Annotated in this window: 12 protein-coding genes and 1 tRNA gene; 6 read left to right on the top strand and 7 right to left on the bottom strand. The window is 70.7% G+C overall.

The window, feature by feature from the left end; translation table 11 throughout:
- Positions 1-460: 460 nt before the first annotated feature.
- The 4 genes from ACLQ2N_RS15600 to ACLQ2N_RS15585 all read right to left on the bottom strand — a co-directional run bounded on the left by ACLQ2N_RS15600 (position 461) and on the right by ACLQ2N_RS15585 (position 2,535).
- Positions 461-769, bottom strand: a complete 309-nt coding sequence (locus tag ACLQ2N_RS15600) for a hypothetical protein (protein WP_425813186.1) — start codon at positions 767-769, stop codon at positions 461-463.
- Positions 766-1,509, bottom strand: a complete 744-nt coding sequence (locus tag ACLQ2N_RS15595; RefSeq protein ID WP_425813184.1) for a GntR family transcriptional regulator — start codon at positions 1,507-1,509, stop codon at positions 766-768. The genes ACLQ2N_RS15600 and ACLQ2N_RS15595 overlap by 4 nt, the downstream gene beginning before the upstream one ends.
- Positions 1,506-1,730: a hypothetical protein gene (locus tag ACLQ2N_RS15590; protein ID WP_425813182.1), complete on the bottom strand. Its 225-nt coding sequence runs from the start codon at positions 1,728-1,730 to the stop codon at positions 1,506-1,508. Before ACLQ2N_RS15590 ends, ACLQ2N_RS15595 begins: the two co-directional genes overlap by 4 nt.
- Positions 1,731-2,256: 526 nt before the next feature.
- On the bottom strand, positions 2,257-2,535 hold the full coding sequence (locus tag ACLQ2N_RS15585) for a hypothetical protein (RefSeq protein WP_425813180.1): 279 nt from the start codon (positions 2,533-2,535) through the stop codon (positions 2,257-2,259).
- 78 nt (positions 2,536-2,613) lie between these two features.
- Here ACLQ2N_RS15585 and ACLQ2N_RS15580 point away from each other — a divergent pair, with 78 nt between their 5' ends.
- Positions 2,614-3,369 (top strand): GntR family transcriptional regulator, encoded by a 756-nt coding sequence (locus tag ACLQ2N_RS15580; RefSeq protein WP_425813178.1) that lies wholly within the window; start codon positions 2,614-2,616, stop codon positions 3,367-3,369.
- Between the two features lie 163 nt (positions 3,370-3,532).
- On the opposite strand, the gene ACLQ2N_RS15575 is transcribed toward ACLQ2N_RS15580, so the two are convergent.
- Both ACLQ2N_RS15575 and ACLQ2N_RS15570 read right to left on the bottom strand, forming a co-directional pair.
- Positions 3,533-3,619: transfer RNA gene (locus ACLQ2N_RS15575), tRNA-Ser, on the bottom strand.
- A 53-nt stretch (positions 3,620-3,672) separates the two neighbouring features.
- Positions 3,673-5,178 carry a S1C family serine protease gene (locus tag ACLQ2N_RS15570; protein WP_425813176.1) on the bottom strand — a complete coding sequence of 502 codons (1,506 nt, stop codon included), beginning with the start codon at positions 5,176-5,178 and terminating at the stop codon, positions 3,673-3,675.
- A 190-nt stretch (positions 5,179-5,368) separates the two neighbouring features.
- Here ACLQ2N_RS15570 and ACLQ2N_RS15565 point away from each other — a divergent pair, with 190 nt between their 5' ends.
- From ACLQ2N_RS15565 to ACLQ2N_RS15555, 3 genes are all read left to right on the top strand, one after another.
- The gene (locus ACLQ2N_RS15565; protein ID WP_425813174.1) at positions 5,369-6,217 is read left to right on the top strand and encodes a glycerophosphodiester phosphodiesterase family protein; all 849 of its coding nucleotides are present in this window, start codon (positions 5,369-5,371) and stop codon (positions 6,215-6,217) included.
- Positions 6,218-6,534: 317 nt separating this feature from the next.
- Positions 6,535-7,011 (top strand): ATP-binding protein, encoded by a 477-nt coding sequence (locus ACLQ2N_RS15560; RefSeq protein ID WP_425813240.1) that lies wholly within the window; start codon positions 6,535-6,537, stop codon positions 7,009-7,011.
- A 133-nt stretch (positions 7,012-7,144) separates the two neighbouring features.
- Positions 7,145-8,110, top strand: a complete 966-nt coding sequence (locus ACLQ2N_RS15555) for a DUF5926 family protein (RefSeq protein WP_425813172.1) — start codon at positions 7,145-7,147, stop codon at positions 8,108-8,110.
- 598 nt (positions 8,111-8,708) lie between these two features.
- On the opposite strand, the gene ACLQ2N_RS15550 is transcribed toward ACLQ2N_RS15555, so the two are convergent.
- Entirely contained in the window at positions 8,709-9,410 is a 702-nt protein-coding gene (locus ACLQ2N_RS15550; RefSeq protein WP_425813170.1) for a bifunctional DNA primase/polymerase, read from the bottom strand.
- A 638-nt stretch (positions 9,411-10,048) separates the two neighbouring features.
- On the opposite strand from ACLQ2N_RS15550, the gene ACLQ2N_RS15545 reads away from it, so the two are divergent.
- Both ACLQ2N_RS15545 and ACLQ2N_RS15540 read left to right on the top strand, forming a co-directional pair.
- On the top strand, positions 10,049-11,377 hold the full coding sequence (locus ACLQ2N_RS15545) for a PP2C family protein-serine/threonine phosphatase (RefSeq protein ID WP_425813168.1): 1,329 nt from the start codon (positions 10,049-10,051) through the stop codon (positions 11,375-11,377).
- Positions 11,378-11,475: 98 nt separating this feature from the next.
- Complete coding sequence (locus tag ACLQ2N_RS15540; RefSeq protein WP_425813166.1) at positions 11,476-12,936, top strand: aminopeptidase P family protein; 1,461 nt, start codon at positions 11,476-11,478, stop codon at positions 12,934-12,936.
- Positions 12,937-12,944 lie beyond the last annotated feature (8 nt).

The following is a 12,944-nucleotide window of genomic DNA, read 5'->3' as shown; positions in this document are numbered from 1 at the left end:
ACACGACGCCACCGGCCGGATCATTACATCGGTCACCCCCGACCAGGGCCAATCGACAAGATCTTGTTACGAGTTCTAAGGAGCTGATGGAGGCGATCGCTGAGGCCGTTGCCAAGCGAGTCTCGCTTACGGAGACGCCTTCCCCTGCAGCTGCCGAAGAGCCCCGCGAACGGGAGTAGCGCTGATGGGCAAAGGGCCGACCGTGCCACAGAAGTGCGTGTCTAACTGAGTGACAACGCTGACGCACAGGGGCGGACGTCCACGGACTCTCGCGGCCTTCCGCCGCAGGTAAGCACCACTATCAAGCCGGGTCGAACAAATAGCCAACTTGCTTCGCGACGAAGCAGTCTTCAGGCCGTCCAGGGTTGACGGAAGTCAGCCGGCAAAGCCAGAGGCCCATAGCACCTGATCTGGTCAGAGCCATGGGCCTCTCTTGCCGTGCAGGTCGGCGGGCCGTAGATCAATAGGCGGACTCACACGGATCGCTCGTTGCCAGGAGGCGACCGCGGCTCGTTGCGATGCGGACGACGTCTCGCAGAGCCCCGGTCAGCTCTGTGATCAGGCACCGCATCTCGTCGAGCGACGTGCCCCGGTCATCGAGAGCTTCTGCGGCATCTTCCAACAGTGCGCCTGCCGTCCCGAGTTGGATCGCTTCGATGCTGTCCGCGAGGCGGGACATGTAGCCGTCCGGGTCGTCAGTGCTCAGGTAGCAGGGCTTGTCCCCGGAGCCCGACCACGGGAGGAGCCGAAGCTCGTTCGGTGTTGTCATCCTTGGGTTGGCCTCTCGTTGAGCACGTGGTGGGCGGTGAAAACGGCGTCGACTCGGTCTCCTGGAAAGGCCAGGAGCGCGGCTTCAACGACGCGACCGGTGGCGTCGGTGGCGATGCGCGTGATCGAGAGAACGGCCATGTTGTTTCCGATCCGGAGGGCCGACGCTTCGTCTGGGGTGGGGGAGCGGGCGGAGACCGTCTCCCGGATGGTGGCCGGCGACGGGCCAAGGACGGCGAACCTCGTGGTTGCCTCCTGGCACACGGAGTCGTCGTCGAGGACTCCGGCCGGCGCCAGGTCGCGTGGGATGTAGATGCGGGCCAGGCCGTGAGGCGAACCCTGTTCGAGGCTGAGGCAGGTGTACTCCGCAAGAGGGCTGCCCGTTGGCACCTTCAGCAACGTCGTCAGCTGCACGGAGGCCGGAACCGTGGTGCTGCGAACCGTGATGCGCAACGTTGGCTCAGCGGCGGTCCAGGGGTCCAGCGTGCCCCAGCTGCCTACGTACATGATCTTGCGGCGCGGGTGACGGACGTAGTTACCCTTACCGTGGATCTTCTCGACAAGTCCTTCGCCCTGGAGCACGGCGAGAGCACGTCGCAGGGTCACCGTGCTGACCCTGTACAGGGCGGCCAGGCCGGCTTCGGACGGGAGGCGTTCGCCAGGCTTGATGCTGCCCGTCGTGATCTGGTGGCGTAGATCGTCGGCGATGTCGTGATGGCGTCGGGGCACGGAGCGGCTCACCGCCTTCTCAGCAGTCGTAGGGCGGTGAGCCGGGTACGGGCGTGTATGGCCAGCAGCTCGCCCGACTCGAAGACCAGTTGCTTGGCCCCTTGAGGGAGCTGGAAGAGGTCACTCACTCGGCAGGCCTGACCGCCGAGTTGGATGATGTCGCCGCGCTGCACGGTGGCCGCAGTGACCTCGACGGAAGAGACCAGTGCACCGCCGGGGGCTGGGGCCCTCATGCCATCACCTTCACGGGCATGGACGGGTCGGGGGCCGAGTGGCACGGGCAGACGCACACCTCGTAGATCACAGGCACGTCGTCCGTCGCCGCAGGCGGGGACGGCTCGATGCAGGACTGGTGCGTGCCAATCCAGCAGGCGATCGAGCGGTAGGGGACGGAAGTCGTGCCCGTTGGGTGCGGTTGTCGGCGAGGAGTCATCAGCGGGCCCCCGCGAGGGCCGACCAGGCATCGGTCGGCAGGTGCGGGGCGACGAGCACTGTCCGCGTCCGTGCACGCTGCTCTTCCCACGCCAGCAGGTACGGGCGGACAAGCGCGACGTCTTCTCCCCTCAACGGGTAACGGTGGACCGTGCCGACCGGAGCTCGCCCCACGGCGACGGTCGAAGCGTCAGCGGGCGCAGGGCAGGTGGGAGAGGCCAGCGGCCGGGAGGGCGTTAAGGGGCGGCGGTGGCGCCCGTTGGGGAAGCACCGCGCTCTGGTGCGCGAGATGGCTTGGCGGATACGGTTGAGCATGCTGTTCAGCTCCTATCGCTGATAGCTCGGTCCCCCGACGTCGCCTGTCGTGGGGACCGTTTTACGTACGACCGCCCATAAGGTGCGGCCGTTCAAGCTGGTGGCCACGAGCCCGAATCGATCGGCATCGGCCACCGCGTCCAGGGCCTCCCGCCATGAATCGGCGGAGAGCGTGTCCGGGACTGCTGCCTCGACCGTCGTGAAACGGGTGTGCTCCTCCATGCGCGGGCGGAGGCCAGCGGCGGACAAGCGGGCGGCGATAGCCGCCGCGGTCACTCCCGAAGCGGACACAGCGCACCCTCCGTTGCCAGCGATCACGTTCAGTGAAGCTAGTTAACTAGATTAGAGCTAGTGGACTAGATTTTCCATATGTCTGAGCAACCGCCGTACCTCCGCATCGCCGACGAACTCCGGCAGCGCATCGCGGAGCACGTCTGGGAACCGGGCGGCCGCCTCCCATCCCGCGCCCAGATCGGCCAGGAGTGCGGCGTGGGCGAGAACGTGGTGCGCAGGGCACAGGAGTTGCTGATCTCCCAAGGAGTGCTGGAAGGCCGGGCCGGATCGGGCACCTACGTCGCCGAGCCCCGGCAGCGCGTGAGAGTCGTCCGGTCGTCGGCACGTGAGCAGCCCAGCGGTTCCCCGTTCCGCCAGGACATGAAGGCCCTTCGCCGACAGAGCGACTGGGAGAGCCGGACCGACGCGAAGGTGCCGGCCCCGGCGGAAATCGCGTCGCGGCTCGGGATCGCCGAGGGGGAGCTGTGCGTCCGTACGACGTACGAGTTCCTTGCGGACGGGAAGCCGGTGCAGTTGTCGACGAGTTGGGAGCCGTACGCCGTCACGGGTGGCACCCTCGTCGTTCTCCCCGAGGGAGGGCCCCACGCCGGGGCCGGGGTCGTGAACCGCATGGCCGCGATCGGAGTCACCATCAGCCACGCGGTGGAGCAGCCCGAACCGAGGCACGCGACCGCCGAGGAAGCATCGCTACTCGGCATCCAGAAAGCCGCACTCGTGACGCACATCCGGCGGACGTACTACAGCGACGAGGGCCGGCCCGTGGAGACAGCGGACATCGTGGTGCCCGCAGCGCACTGCGAGATCGTCTACGAGATCCCGATCAACCGCTGACGAGCCGCAACCGGCAGCTCGAAATCCGTAGCCCGGCCGTGCCCCCCGCGTGCCCCTTCCGTGCCCGACAGAGCGGGAAACCAGGGGGAACAGCGGTGCCCGGCAGGGACCGGGCATGGCAACGGCCCCTGACCATACGCACTGGTCAGGGGCCGTTCATCTGCGGTGGGTGTGGGATTTGAACCCACGGTGACATCGCTGCCACGACGGTTTTCAAGACCGTTCCCTTAGGCCGCTCGGGCAACCCACCCCGCCCCGGTGCGGTCGGTGAGGACCGGTCCGGCGCGGGGACAGCCTAGCCGGTCAGCTGTCGCCCTTGCGCTCCCCCAGGGTGACTTCGGCCGTCGCCGTCTTGCCGTCGCGCTCGTAGGTCAGGGTGACCCGGTCGCCCGGCTTGTGCGTCCAGATCTCACCGATCAGGGTGGGGCCGCTGTCGACGACGGTGTCGTTGAACTTCGTGATGACGTCGCCCGCGCGCAGACCCGCCTTGGCCGCCGGGCCGTCCTTCGTGACCGCGTCCGTGCCGCCCGTGCCCCGGTCGGCGATGACGGCGCCGCCGCTCTGCTCGTCCATCGTCACCGTGGCGCCGATGACGGGGTAGACCGGCTGGCCGGTCTTGATCAGCTGCTGGGCGACGGTCGTCGCCTGGTTGATCGGGATCGCGAAGCCGAGGCCGATGGAGCCCGCCTGGCTCTGGCCGGAGCTGCCGGTCGACTGGATCGCCGAGTTGATGCCGATGACCGCGCCGCCCGAGCTGAGCAACGGGCCGCCGGAGTTGCCCGGGTTGATCGAGGCGTCGGTCTGCAGGGCGCTCATGTACGAGTTGCTGCCGCCGTTGCCGTCGCCCGAGGCGACCGGGCGGTTCTTCGCGCTGATGATGCCCGTGGTGACCGTGTTGGACAGGCCGAACGGGGCCCCGATCGCGATCGTGGAGTCGCCCACCGCCACCTTGTCCGAGTTGCCCAGCGGCAGCGGGGTCAGGGACTTCGGCGGGTTCTTCAGCTTGATGACGGCCACGTCGTAGCCCTGGGCCCGGCCGACCACCTCGGCGTCGTACTTCTTGCCGTTGGAGAACGTCGCCGTGAGCTGGCCGCTGTCCGCCGCGGAGGCCACCACGTGGTTGTTCGTGAGGATGTGGCCCTCCTTGTCGTACACGAAGCCGGTGCCCGTACCGCCCTCGCCGTCACCCCCCTGGGCCTCGATCGTCACGACGCTCGGCAGCGCCTTGGCGGCCACACCGGCGACCGTGCCCGCGTCGCGCTTGAGGTCCTGCGGGTTCGACGATGCGGAGACCGTGGTCGAGCCGGCGTCGTCGTTGCGGTCCGCGGCCCAGTAGCCGAGGGCGCCGCCGATGCCGCCCGCCACGAGCGCCGCCACCACCACGGCGGCCACCAGGCCGCCCGCACCGCGCTTGCGCGGCGCCTCGGGGGTGTGCGTTCCGCCGGGCGGACCCCACACCGGACCGCCGCCGCTGCCGTGCGCCCCCTGGGCGTACGCCGGAACGGCGGGCGGCGGCGGAGGCCAGCCCGCGTCGGCCGCGGACTGCGGCGGGGGCGGGGGCGCGTACTGCGGGTTCGTCGGGTAGACGGCCGTCTGCGCGGTCGCGGGGTCCGGCGAGGAGGGGACGGGGGCAGGCGGCTGGTCCGGCGCCTCAGTGACCGGCTGCTGCCGGGTGATCGTCTCGTCCGGGTGGGAGGCGGCGGGGGGCGCATCCTCGGGGGGCGCCTGGGGAGCGTCGGCCGGCACGGGAGGTACGGACGGGGCGGCCTCGGCCGCGTTGCCCTTGTTGCCCTCGTTCTCGGTGCTCACAGCTCTTTACTCCTCGGTTCCACATCAGTCATTCGGCAAGAGATCCGCTGTGTACGTGTCCGCAGTCAGCTTTTCCCACGACACGTCAGGCCACTGTAAGCAGGACCTGTGCATCTGCGCACGACCCTTACATCGGACAAAACGGTCCCGCTTCGCAAGGTGCGCACAGCCGTGTTCCCGCGGTGACACCATGACCCGGGTGAACCGAGCACGGCAGCAGCACCCCATGCAGCATCCCATCCAGGTCATCGCCCACCGGGGCGCGTCCGACGACGCCCCCGAGCACACCCTCGCCGCTTACCGGAAGGCGATCGAGGACGGCGCCGACGCCCTGGAGTGCGACGTACGCCTCACCGCCGACGGTCACCTCGTCTGCGTGCACGACCGCAGGGTGAACCGTACGTCCAACGGCCGCGGCGCGGTCTCCGCCCTGGAGCTGAACGCCCTCGCCGCCCTGGACTTCGGCTCCTGGAAGGACCGCGACGACACGGAGTCGCCGGACTGGGACCCGGTGCCCGGCGAGCTCACCTCCGTACTCACCCTGGAACGGCTGCTCGAACTCCTCGTGGAGACCCGGGCGGCCGGGCGGCCGCTCCAGCTGGCCATCGAGACCAAGCACCCCACCCGCTGGGCGGGCCAGGTCGAGGATCGCCTGCTGCACCTGCTGAAACGCTTCGAGCTCGACGCACCGCCGCCGGCCGGCACTCCTTCGCCGGTACGCGTCATGAGCTTCTCGGCGCGCTCGCTGCACCGCGTCCGGGCGGCCGTGCCCCATCTGCCCACCGTGTACCTGATGCAGTTCGTGTCGCCCCGGCTGCGCGACGGACGGCTGCCCGCGGGGGCGCGTGTCGCCGGACCCAGCGTCCGGATCGTGCGCAGTCATCCCGGCTACATCGAACGGCTCCACCGGGCCGGGCACCGGGCGCACGTCTGGACGGTCAACGAGCCGGAGGACGTCGAGCTCTGCGTACGGCTCGGTGTCGAGGCCATCATCACCAACCGCCCCAAGCAGGTCCTGGCCCAGCTCGGCCGTTCGTGACAGCCGCGCACACCGCCGCGCTCCACGTATGAACGCATCAGCCCATCTGCCCATCAAGAGATCAACTACAGGGAGTACACCGGCGCACTCGGACTGTGCCTGTTCGTGACGAATGCGTCACTGACAGCCCCCTCGCCGGTTTCCGGCACAGCTCAGGAGGGCATCCACTCCGTGGCGTGGGGGCAAAGGAGGTCTCGGGGGTGGCGTTGGTGGTGGCACAGGAGGTGCCCACGTCGTCGAGCATGGCCGTTCCCCACGGTCCTGCGGGCGTGGGCCAGGCGCGGCACCGGATGCGCGAGCAGTTGCGCAGCCACGGGGTGTCGGATTCGGTCGTCGACGATGCGGTGCTGATTCTTTCCGAGCTGCTCAGCAATGCCTGCCGGCACGGCAGGCCGCTGGGCTGGCAGACCGAGACGGGAGACGGCGACGTGCGCGCCGCCTGGCGCGTCGACAGGGCGGGCGGACTGACCGTCGAGGTGACGGACGGCGGCGGCCCGACCCGGCCGATTCCGGCCACCCCCTCGGTGACCGCTCGCGGCGGCCGGGGGCTCAACATCATCAGCGCCTTGGCCCAGGAGTGGGGCGTACGGGATGACGCCCCGGGGGAGGTCACCGTCTGGGTGCTCGTCGACGGAGGCCACGGCCGCCGCGGCGACCGGCCGGGCGGGCGGGGCAGCGGACGGGCGGCCGGGATGGCCGGACTGCCGGGCGCACCGAGGGCCACCGTCGTACCGGGGCTCGAAGGGCTGGATTTCACCGGTGCGTTCGACGACGCGTTCGATGACGTGGGCTGAAGACCCGACCGGTGTCATGCGGTTCGCCCACGACGGGCTGAGCCGGCGGGCACGGCGGTGGTGCCCCGGCCGGCGGCGGGGCGGCTAGGCTCGCGGGCCAGACCGCACTGTCGCACTCGGGAGTAAGCCCACCATGGCGAAGAAGCGCCCTCAGACCAAGGCCGGGAAGCAGCAGCTCAAGGACGGCGAGATCCCGGTGGTCGGGGCTCGTGAGCCCTGCCCGTGCGGTTCGGGCCGCCGCTACAAGGCATGCCACGGCCGCGCCGCGGTCCAGGCGGTGACCGAGCTGGTCCAGCGTCCGTTCGAGGGCCTGGCCGGGGAGTGCGACTGGGTCGCGCTGCGCGAGCTGGTCCCGGCCGCCACGGCCGGCCTGACGCTCAAGGGCGGCCTGCCCGCGGGCGTGCCGTCGGTGACGCTCGCGACGGTCCTGCCGATGGCATGGCCCGCGCTGCGCCGCGACGACGGCTCGGTCCTGCTCGCCCTGCAGAACGACACCTCCTCCGGCGATCTCAGCCGGGACCTCGCGGACACGCTGAGCCGCGCGCTGGAGGCGGAGCCCGGTTCGCCCGTGGCCGCCCGCCGCGTACCGGCCGACGGTCCCCGGCTGCAGGACCTCCTGGACAACGACGCGCCCTTCGAGCCGGTGGTGCACTCCGGCTTCGAGTTCTGGGTGCCGGACTCGGAGAACGCCACCGCCGAGGTGTCCGCCTCGCTCGAACGTGCGAACGAGGCCGCGATCCCGACCGCCCTGCTGTCCGGTGTGGACTCCGCCTACTGGTGCGAGACGCCGGAGAAGAACCACCTGCGCTGGGTCATGCCGCACGCCGAGGAGCAGCTCCTGGACGCCCTCGCCCGGCTGCACGCCGCGGGCGAGTCCTCGCTCGGCGAGGGCACCCGGCTGGTCGGCTCGTTCCGGGCGCACGGGCTGATGGTCCCGGTCTGGGACCTGCCGAGCGCCATGGGCGCCGAGGACTGCGAGAAGCCCGCCACCGCGTTCGCGGAGCGGCTCGCGACCGCGCTCGCGTCGGACGCTCCGCTCACCGCCGAGGAACGGCGGGCACGCGGCGGGCTCACCAACCGCCAGGTGACACTCAGCTGACCGTGACCGCCGCTCCGGTCGGACGGTGACTCCCGTCACAACTCGCCTTACTCGCAGGTAAATAACTGTCCGAATACACGAGATCGAATTTGCGAACGGCAGATCTCTTGTTACGGTTCAAGAAGCCCGGTCGCTGGTGCATCCCCCGTCGCCAGCGATCGGGCACCCTCATTTCCGGGTATGGCGCGCTCCGCGCGCCCGGGGCGCGCGGACCCGCGTACGGATCCCGCCCGGGCCCCTCCGCCCTCCCCCGCCCAGTCCTCGCTCGATGGCCCGGCGTCAGTCCTGTGGCCGAGGAAGCCGGTTGGACCTGCGCCGCGACGGGAACAGCGCCCGAGGCGCCATCAGGGAGCCACCTGGCGCGCGACTTTGGCGCACCCGAATTTCCTCGGCATCAGCGACACACCGGACGAACGGATGCGCCCCAAGCAACCCCGCCGTTTACCCGGAAAGCGTGGTGCGAGACGGAAGGAAGCGGGGGGGGAAGACCGGAAGGGATTCACCGGAGATCGGACAGAGAAGCGACAGAACTCCGTAATGGATGGCCCCTGAAAGAACACACTCGCATCAGAATCTGGCCAACCCCGCCCCCAACCGGTCAGTGCGTAAGTCTGCTACCGCCGTCCGGAGCATTCACGCTCGCCGCGACCAATGCGTCCAGCACCGCCTCGACGTCCGGGAGCCAGGGCGCCACGGCCGGCGCGGCGGCGCCCTTGGGGCGCGGACCCGGAGTGCGCTCCGGCGCGCGCTCCCAGCGCACCTCCCCCGTGCCGATCTCCGACGGCGGCAGGACGACGTAACCGCCCTCCCCGTGGAACCGCAGCGAGCTGGGCACCCGGTCCTGCGCGTACAGCAGCTCACCGAGCCGTTCCAGGGTGTACGGGGCGACCAGTAGCGCCCACCGGGTGGGCGTCGCCACAACCGGGCCCAGGCGCAGACCCGCCCGGTCCAGCGCGGCCAGGGCGCGCGCACCGGCCGGCGCAGGCAGGCTCAGGGCGCACGGCGCACGGCCGCCCGTGGCGAGCAGCACCGGCGCGGCCGGCCGGTTCGTCCACCACCAGCGCACCATCCGGGCATCGGTGGTCGCGGCGAGCAGCCCGGGGTCGAAGGGGTGCGCGCCGGGCACTGGGCACTCGGGCTCGGGGCACGCGCAGTGACGGCCGCGATCACCGTCCCCACGCAGTCCCGCTCCGGGGACCACGGGCCACTGCCACTCCGTGGCGCAGGTCAGGGCCGCGTCGAGCCGGGCGGAGCCGCCCCTGCGGCCGAGCCTGCGTCGCCTTCCGAGGATCTCGCGCATGAGCGCTCGTTCCTTTCCGTTGAACGCCGAGGGTCCGCCTCGCACCGTGCGTGGTCACACCGTGCCTGCGGATCTTCTGGGTGTACGTGCTCGTCGAGCCTGCGGTACGGGTCGTTCGTCGGTACCGAGCGCGAGCCGTGCTGAGCCGGATCGAGCTGCTTGCGGTCGGCATCGTGGCGAGGTGCGGGGCGCACGGCGCGCCTGCGGTCCGTTGCGTGCGGCCTCACCACTCGGGGGGTGGGGCACGGCCGTCACAGGTGAGGACGTCCGGGCCTGCTGCCAGGTTCCGGGGGCGGCGGGGCCGCCCCTGGCCATCCAAAGAATTACGTACCCAGCATGCCCGGAATGACGCACCCGTGGGACTTCACCCGGAGGTGCTCCCCCGTCGGGCAGACCCAGTCGACCGCTAATCCACACAGCGAGGTGCATTTTTTGGCCACGTTGATTAAGGCGCGGACACCGGGTTTTGCGGGGGGACAATGCTGGACATCGCCTCACTTGTGCGTGTACATGTGGATGCACTGGTAGCGGCGCAGAATGACATGGGGGTTTGCGATGCTATTCGACGGAACACACCGCTCGGAAAGCCGGCGACCATGAGCGCTCCGCATCTGCCAAAAGTGGCTGGAATCGATCCCATGGATCCGGTTTCGGATGACACTGCCGACCCCATCGAGGCGGTGTCCGCCCCGCCCGGCGCCTTCATCCAGGACCGGCTCGCCGGCTGGGTCTCCGACCTCACCACACTCCACGAACTCACCGAGCGCCTGGCCGGAACCAGCACCCTGGACGACGCACTGCACGAGTTCCTCGAAGCCGGGGCCGCCCTGGTCGGCGCCCGCCGGGGCCTGGTCGCCTTCGAACCGTCCGACCGACGCGGCCCCGTCAGCACCATCGGGCTCGGGCTGGCCCACGCCGAACTGGGCGAGATCGAGACCGTGCCCCGCAGCGCCACCTCGTACGGACGCGTCCTGGAGGGCCTGCCCAACCCGGACTCCCCGCTGGCCACCCCCGATCTGCTCGGCGACAGCGGCCTGGACCCCCGCAGACGCGAGGTCGCCGCCCGCCTCGGCTACGCCGCCAGCTACGCACTGCCCCTCGCCACCGCGTCGACCGGACGCCTGGGCGCCGCCGTCTGGCTCTACGACGAACCCGCGGAGCCCCTGGAACGCCAACGCCACCTCGTCGGCCTGTACGCCGGCTACGCCTCCGAGCACCTGTCCCGCCTGCTGGAACTGGAACGGGCCAGGGCGGATGTCGCCACCGTGGCCGAGGAGCTGCTGCCCACCCGGCTGCCCCGGATCCCCGGCGTCCAGCTCGCCGTACGCCACGAGGTGGCCCCGCAGGGCGGCGGCGACTGGTACGACGCGCTGGCCCTGCCCGAAGGCGCCCTCGGGCTCGCCGTGGGCTCGGTGGGCGGCTCGGGCCCCAGCGCGCTGGCCGCCACGGGACGGCTGCGCGCCGGGCTGCGGGCGTACGCGGTGATGGAGGGCGAGGACCCGGTCGCCGTGCTCTCCGACCTCGAACTGCTGCTCCGGCTGACCGAGCCGGCCCGTTCGGCGACCGCCCTCTTCGCGTACTGCGAGCCGGCCCGCCGCAAGATCCTGTTCGCCGGGGCCGGTCACACCCCGCCCCTGATCACCGGCGACCGCCGCACCTCGTACGTGGAGACCACGCTCTCCGCCCCGCTGGGGATGCTGTCCTGCTGGGAGGCGCCCAGCGTGGACATCACGCCCGCACCCGGCGAGACGGTTCTGCTGTACACCGACGGGCTGCTGCGCCGCGCCGGCGACTCGATGGACCGGGCGTACGCTCGCCTCCACTCGGCGGCGGCGAGCGTCCCGAGAGCGCTGCGCGGGGACGCCGCCTCGGTGGCCGACCATGTGGTGCGCACCGTGCTGCCGGACGGAGCCGGGCGGGGGGACGGCGCCGAGGACGTCGTCGTGCTCGCGGCCCGGTTCGACTGATCCGGCCCCCTCCTGTGTAAGAGGTCTTCCGGCCCTGGGCCCCCTTCCGTACGCCCGTACGATGGAAGAGGTCCAGTGTCGTATCAAGGAGAACAGTCGTGTCTGAGGAGTTCCCGGAGACCCCGGAGACCGAAGAGACAGAGCCGGTCAAGCAGCGGAAGAACGGCCTGTACCCGGGCGTGTCCGACGAGCTCGCCGCCAGCATGAAGTCCGGCTGGGCCGACACCGAGCTGCACGGCCTGGAGCCGATCGCCCAGGCCGGTCACACCGCCGACCGCCGCGCCGCGCTGTCCGCGCGCTTCCCCGGCGAGCGGCTGGTCATTCCCGCCGGCCGGCTGAAGACCCGTTCCAATGACACCGAGTACGCCTTCCGCGCCTCCACCGAGTACGCGTACCTCACCGGCGACCAGACCCAGGACGGCGTCCTCGTCCTGGAGCCGACGGACGACGGCCACGAGGCGACCCTCTACCTGCTGCCCCGCTCGAACCGCGAGAACGGCGAGTTCTGGCTCGACGGCCAGGGCGAGCTGTGGGTCGGCCGCCGCCACTCCCTCACCGAGGCCGAACAGCTGCTGGGCATCCCCGCCAAGGACGTGCGCGAGCTGCCCGCCGCGCTGGCCGAGGCCACCGGTCCCGTCCGCAACGTCCGCGGTCACGACGCCGGCATCGAGGCCGCCCTCACCGACAAGGTCACCGCCGAGCGCGACGAGGAGCTGCGCGTCTACCTCTCCGAGGCGCGCCTGGTGAAGGACGCCTTCGAGATCGCCGAGCTGGAGAAGGCGTGCGACATCACCGCACGCGGCTTCGAGGACGTCGTGAAGGTCCTCGACAAGGCCGAGGCCACCAGCGAGCGCTACATCGAGGGAACGTTCTTCCTGCGCGCCCGCATCGAGGGCAACGACATCGGGTACGGCTCGATCTGCGCCGCGGGACCGCACGCCACCACCCTGCACTGGGTGCGCAACGACGGTCCCGTGCGCTCGGGCGAACTGCTGCTGCTGGACGCCGGGGTGGAGACCAACGACCTCTACACGGCCGATGTGACCCGCACCCTTCCCATCAGCGGCACGTTCACACCGCTCCAGCGCAAGATCTACGACGCGGTGTACGAGGCTCAGGAGGCGGGTATCGCCGCGGTCAAGCCCGGCGCCGACTTCCGCGACTTCCACGACGCCGCCCAGCGGGTCCTCACCGAGAAGCTCGTCGAGTGGGGCCTGCTCGGCGACCTGTCGGTCGAAAAGGTCCTGGAGCTGGGTCTCCAGCGCCGCTGGACCCTGCACGGCACCGGCCACATGCTCGGCATGGACGTCCACGACTGCGCCGCCGCCCGGACCGAGGCGTACGTGGACGGCACGCTGGAGCCGGGCGTCTGCCTCACCGTCGAGCCCGGTCTCTACTTCCAGGCCGACGACCTCACCGTGCCCGAGGAGTACCGCGGCATCGGCGTCCGGATCGAGGACGACATCCTCGTCACCGAGGACGGCAACCGGAACCTCTCGGACAAGCTGCCCCGGCAGGCCGACGAGGTCGAGGCGTGGATGGCCCGGCTCAAGGGCTGATCCGCCGA

Source organism: Streptomyces sp. DT224 (assembly GCF_049844595.1).
Lineage (GTDB): Bacteria > Actinomycetota > Actinomycetes > Streptomycetales > Streptomycetaceae > Streptomyces.
This window is presented reverse-complemented; position numbering and strand designations above follow the sequence as displayed.

Excerpts from the sequence above, each read along its gene's own strand:
- ACLQ2N_RS15600 (WP_425813186.1), bottom strand. The coding sequence starts at position 769 with ATGACAACACCGAACGAGCTTCGGCTCCTCCCGTGGTCGGGCTCCGGG.
- ACLQ2N_RS15545 (WP_425813168.1), top strand. The coding sequence starts at position 10,049 with ATGGATCCGGTTTCGGATGACACTGCCGACCCCATCGAGGCGGTGTCC.
- ACLQ2N_RS15550 (WP_425813170.1), bottom strand. The coding sequence starts at position 9,410 with ATGCGCGAGATCCTCGGAAGGCGACGCAGGCTCGGCCGCAGGGGCGGC.
- ACLQ2N_RS15580 (WP_425813178.1), top strand. The coding sequence starts at position 2,614 with ATGTCTGAGCAACCGCCGTACCTCCGCATCGCCGACGAACTCCGGCAG.
- ACLQ2N_RS15590 (WP_425813182.1), bottom strand. The coding sequence starts at position 1,730 with ATGAGGGCCCCAGCCCCCGGCGGTGCACTGGTCTCTTCCGTCGAGGTC.
- ACLQ2N_RS15555 (WP_425813172.1), top strand. The coding sequence starts at position 7,145 with ATGGCGAAGAAGCGCCCTCAGACCAAGGCCGGGAAGCAGCAGCTCAAG.
- ACLQ2N_RS15565 (WP_425813174.1), top strand. The coding sequence starts at position 5,369 with ATGACCCGGGTGAACCGAGCACGGCAGCAGCACCCCATGCAGCATCCC.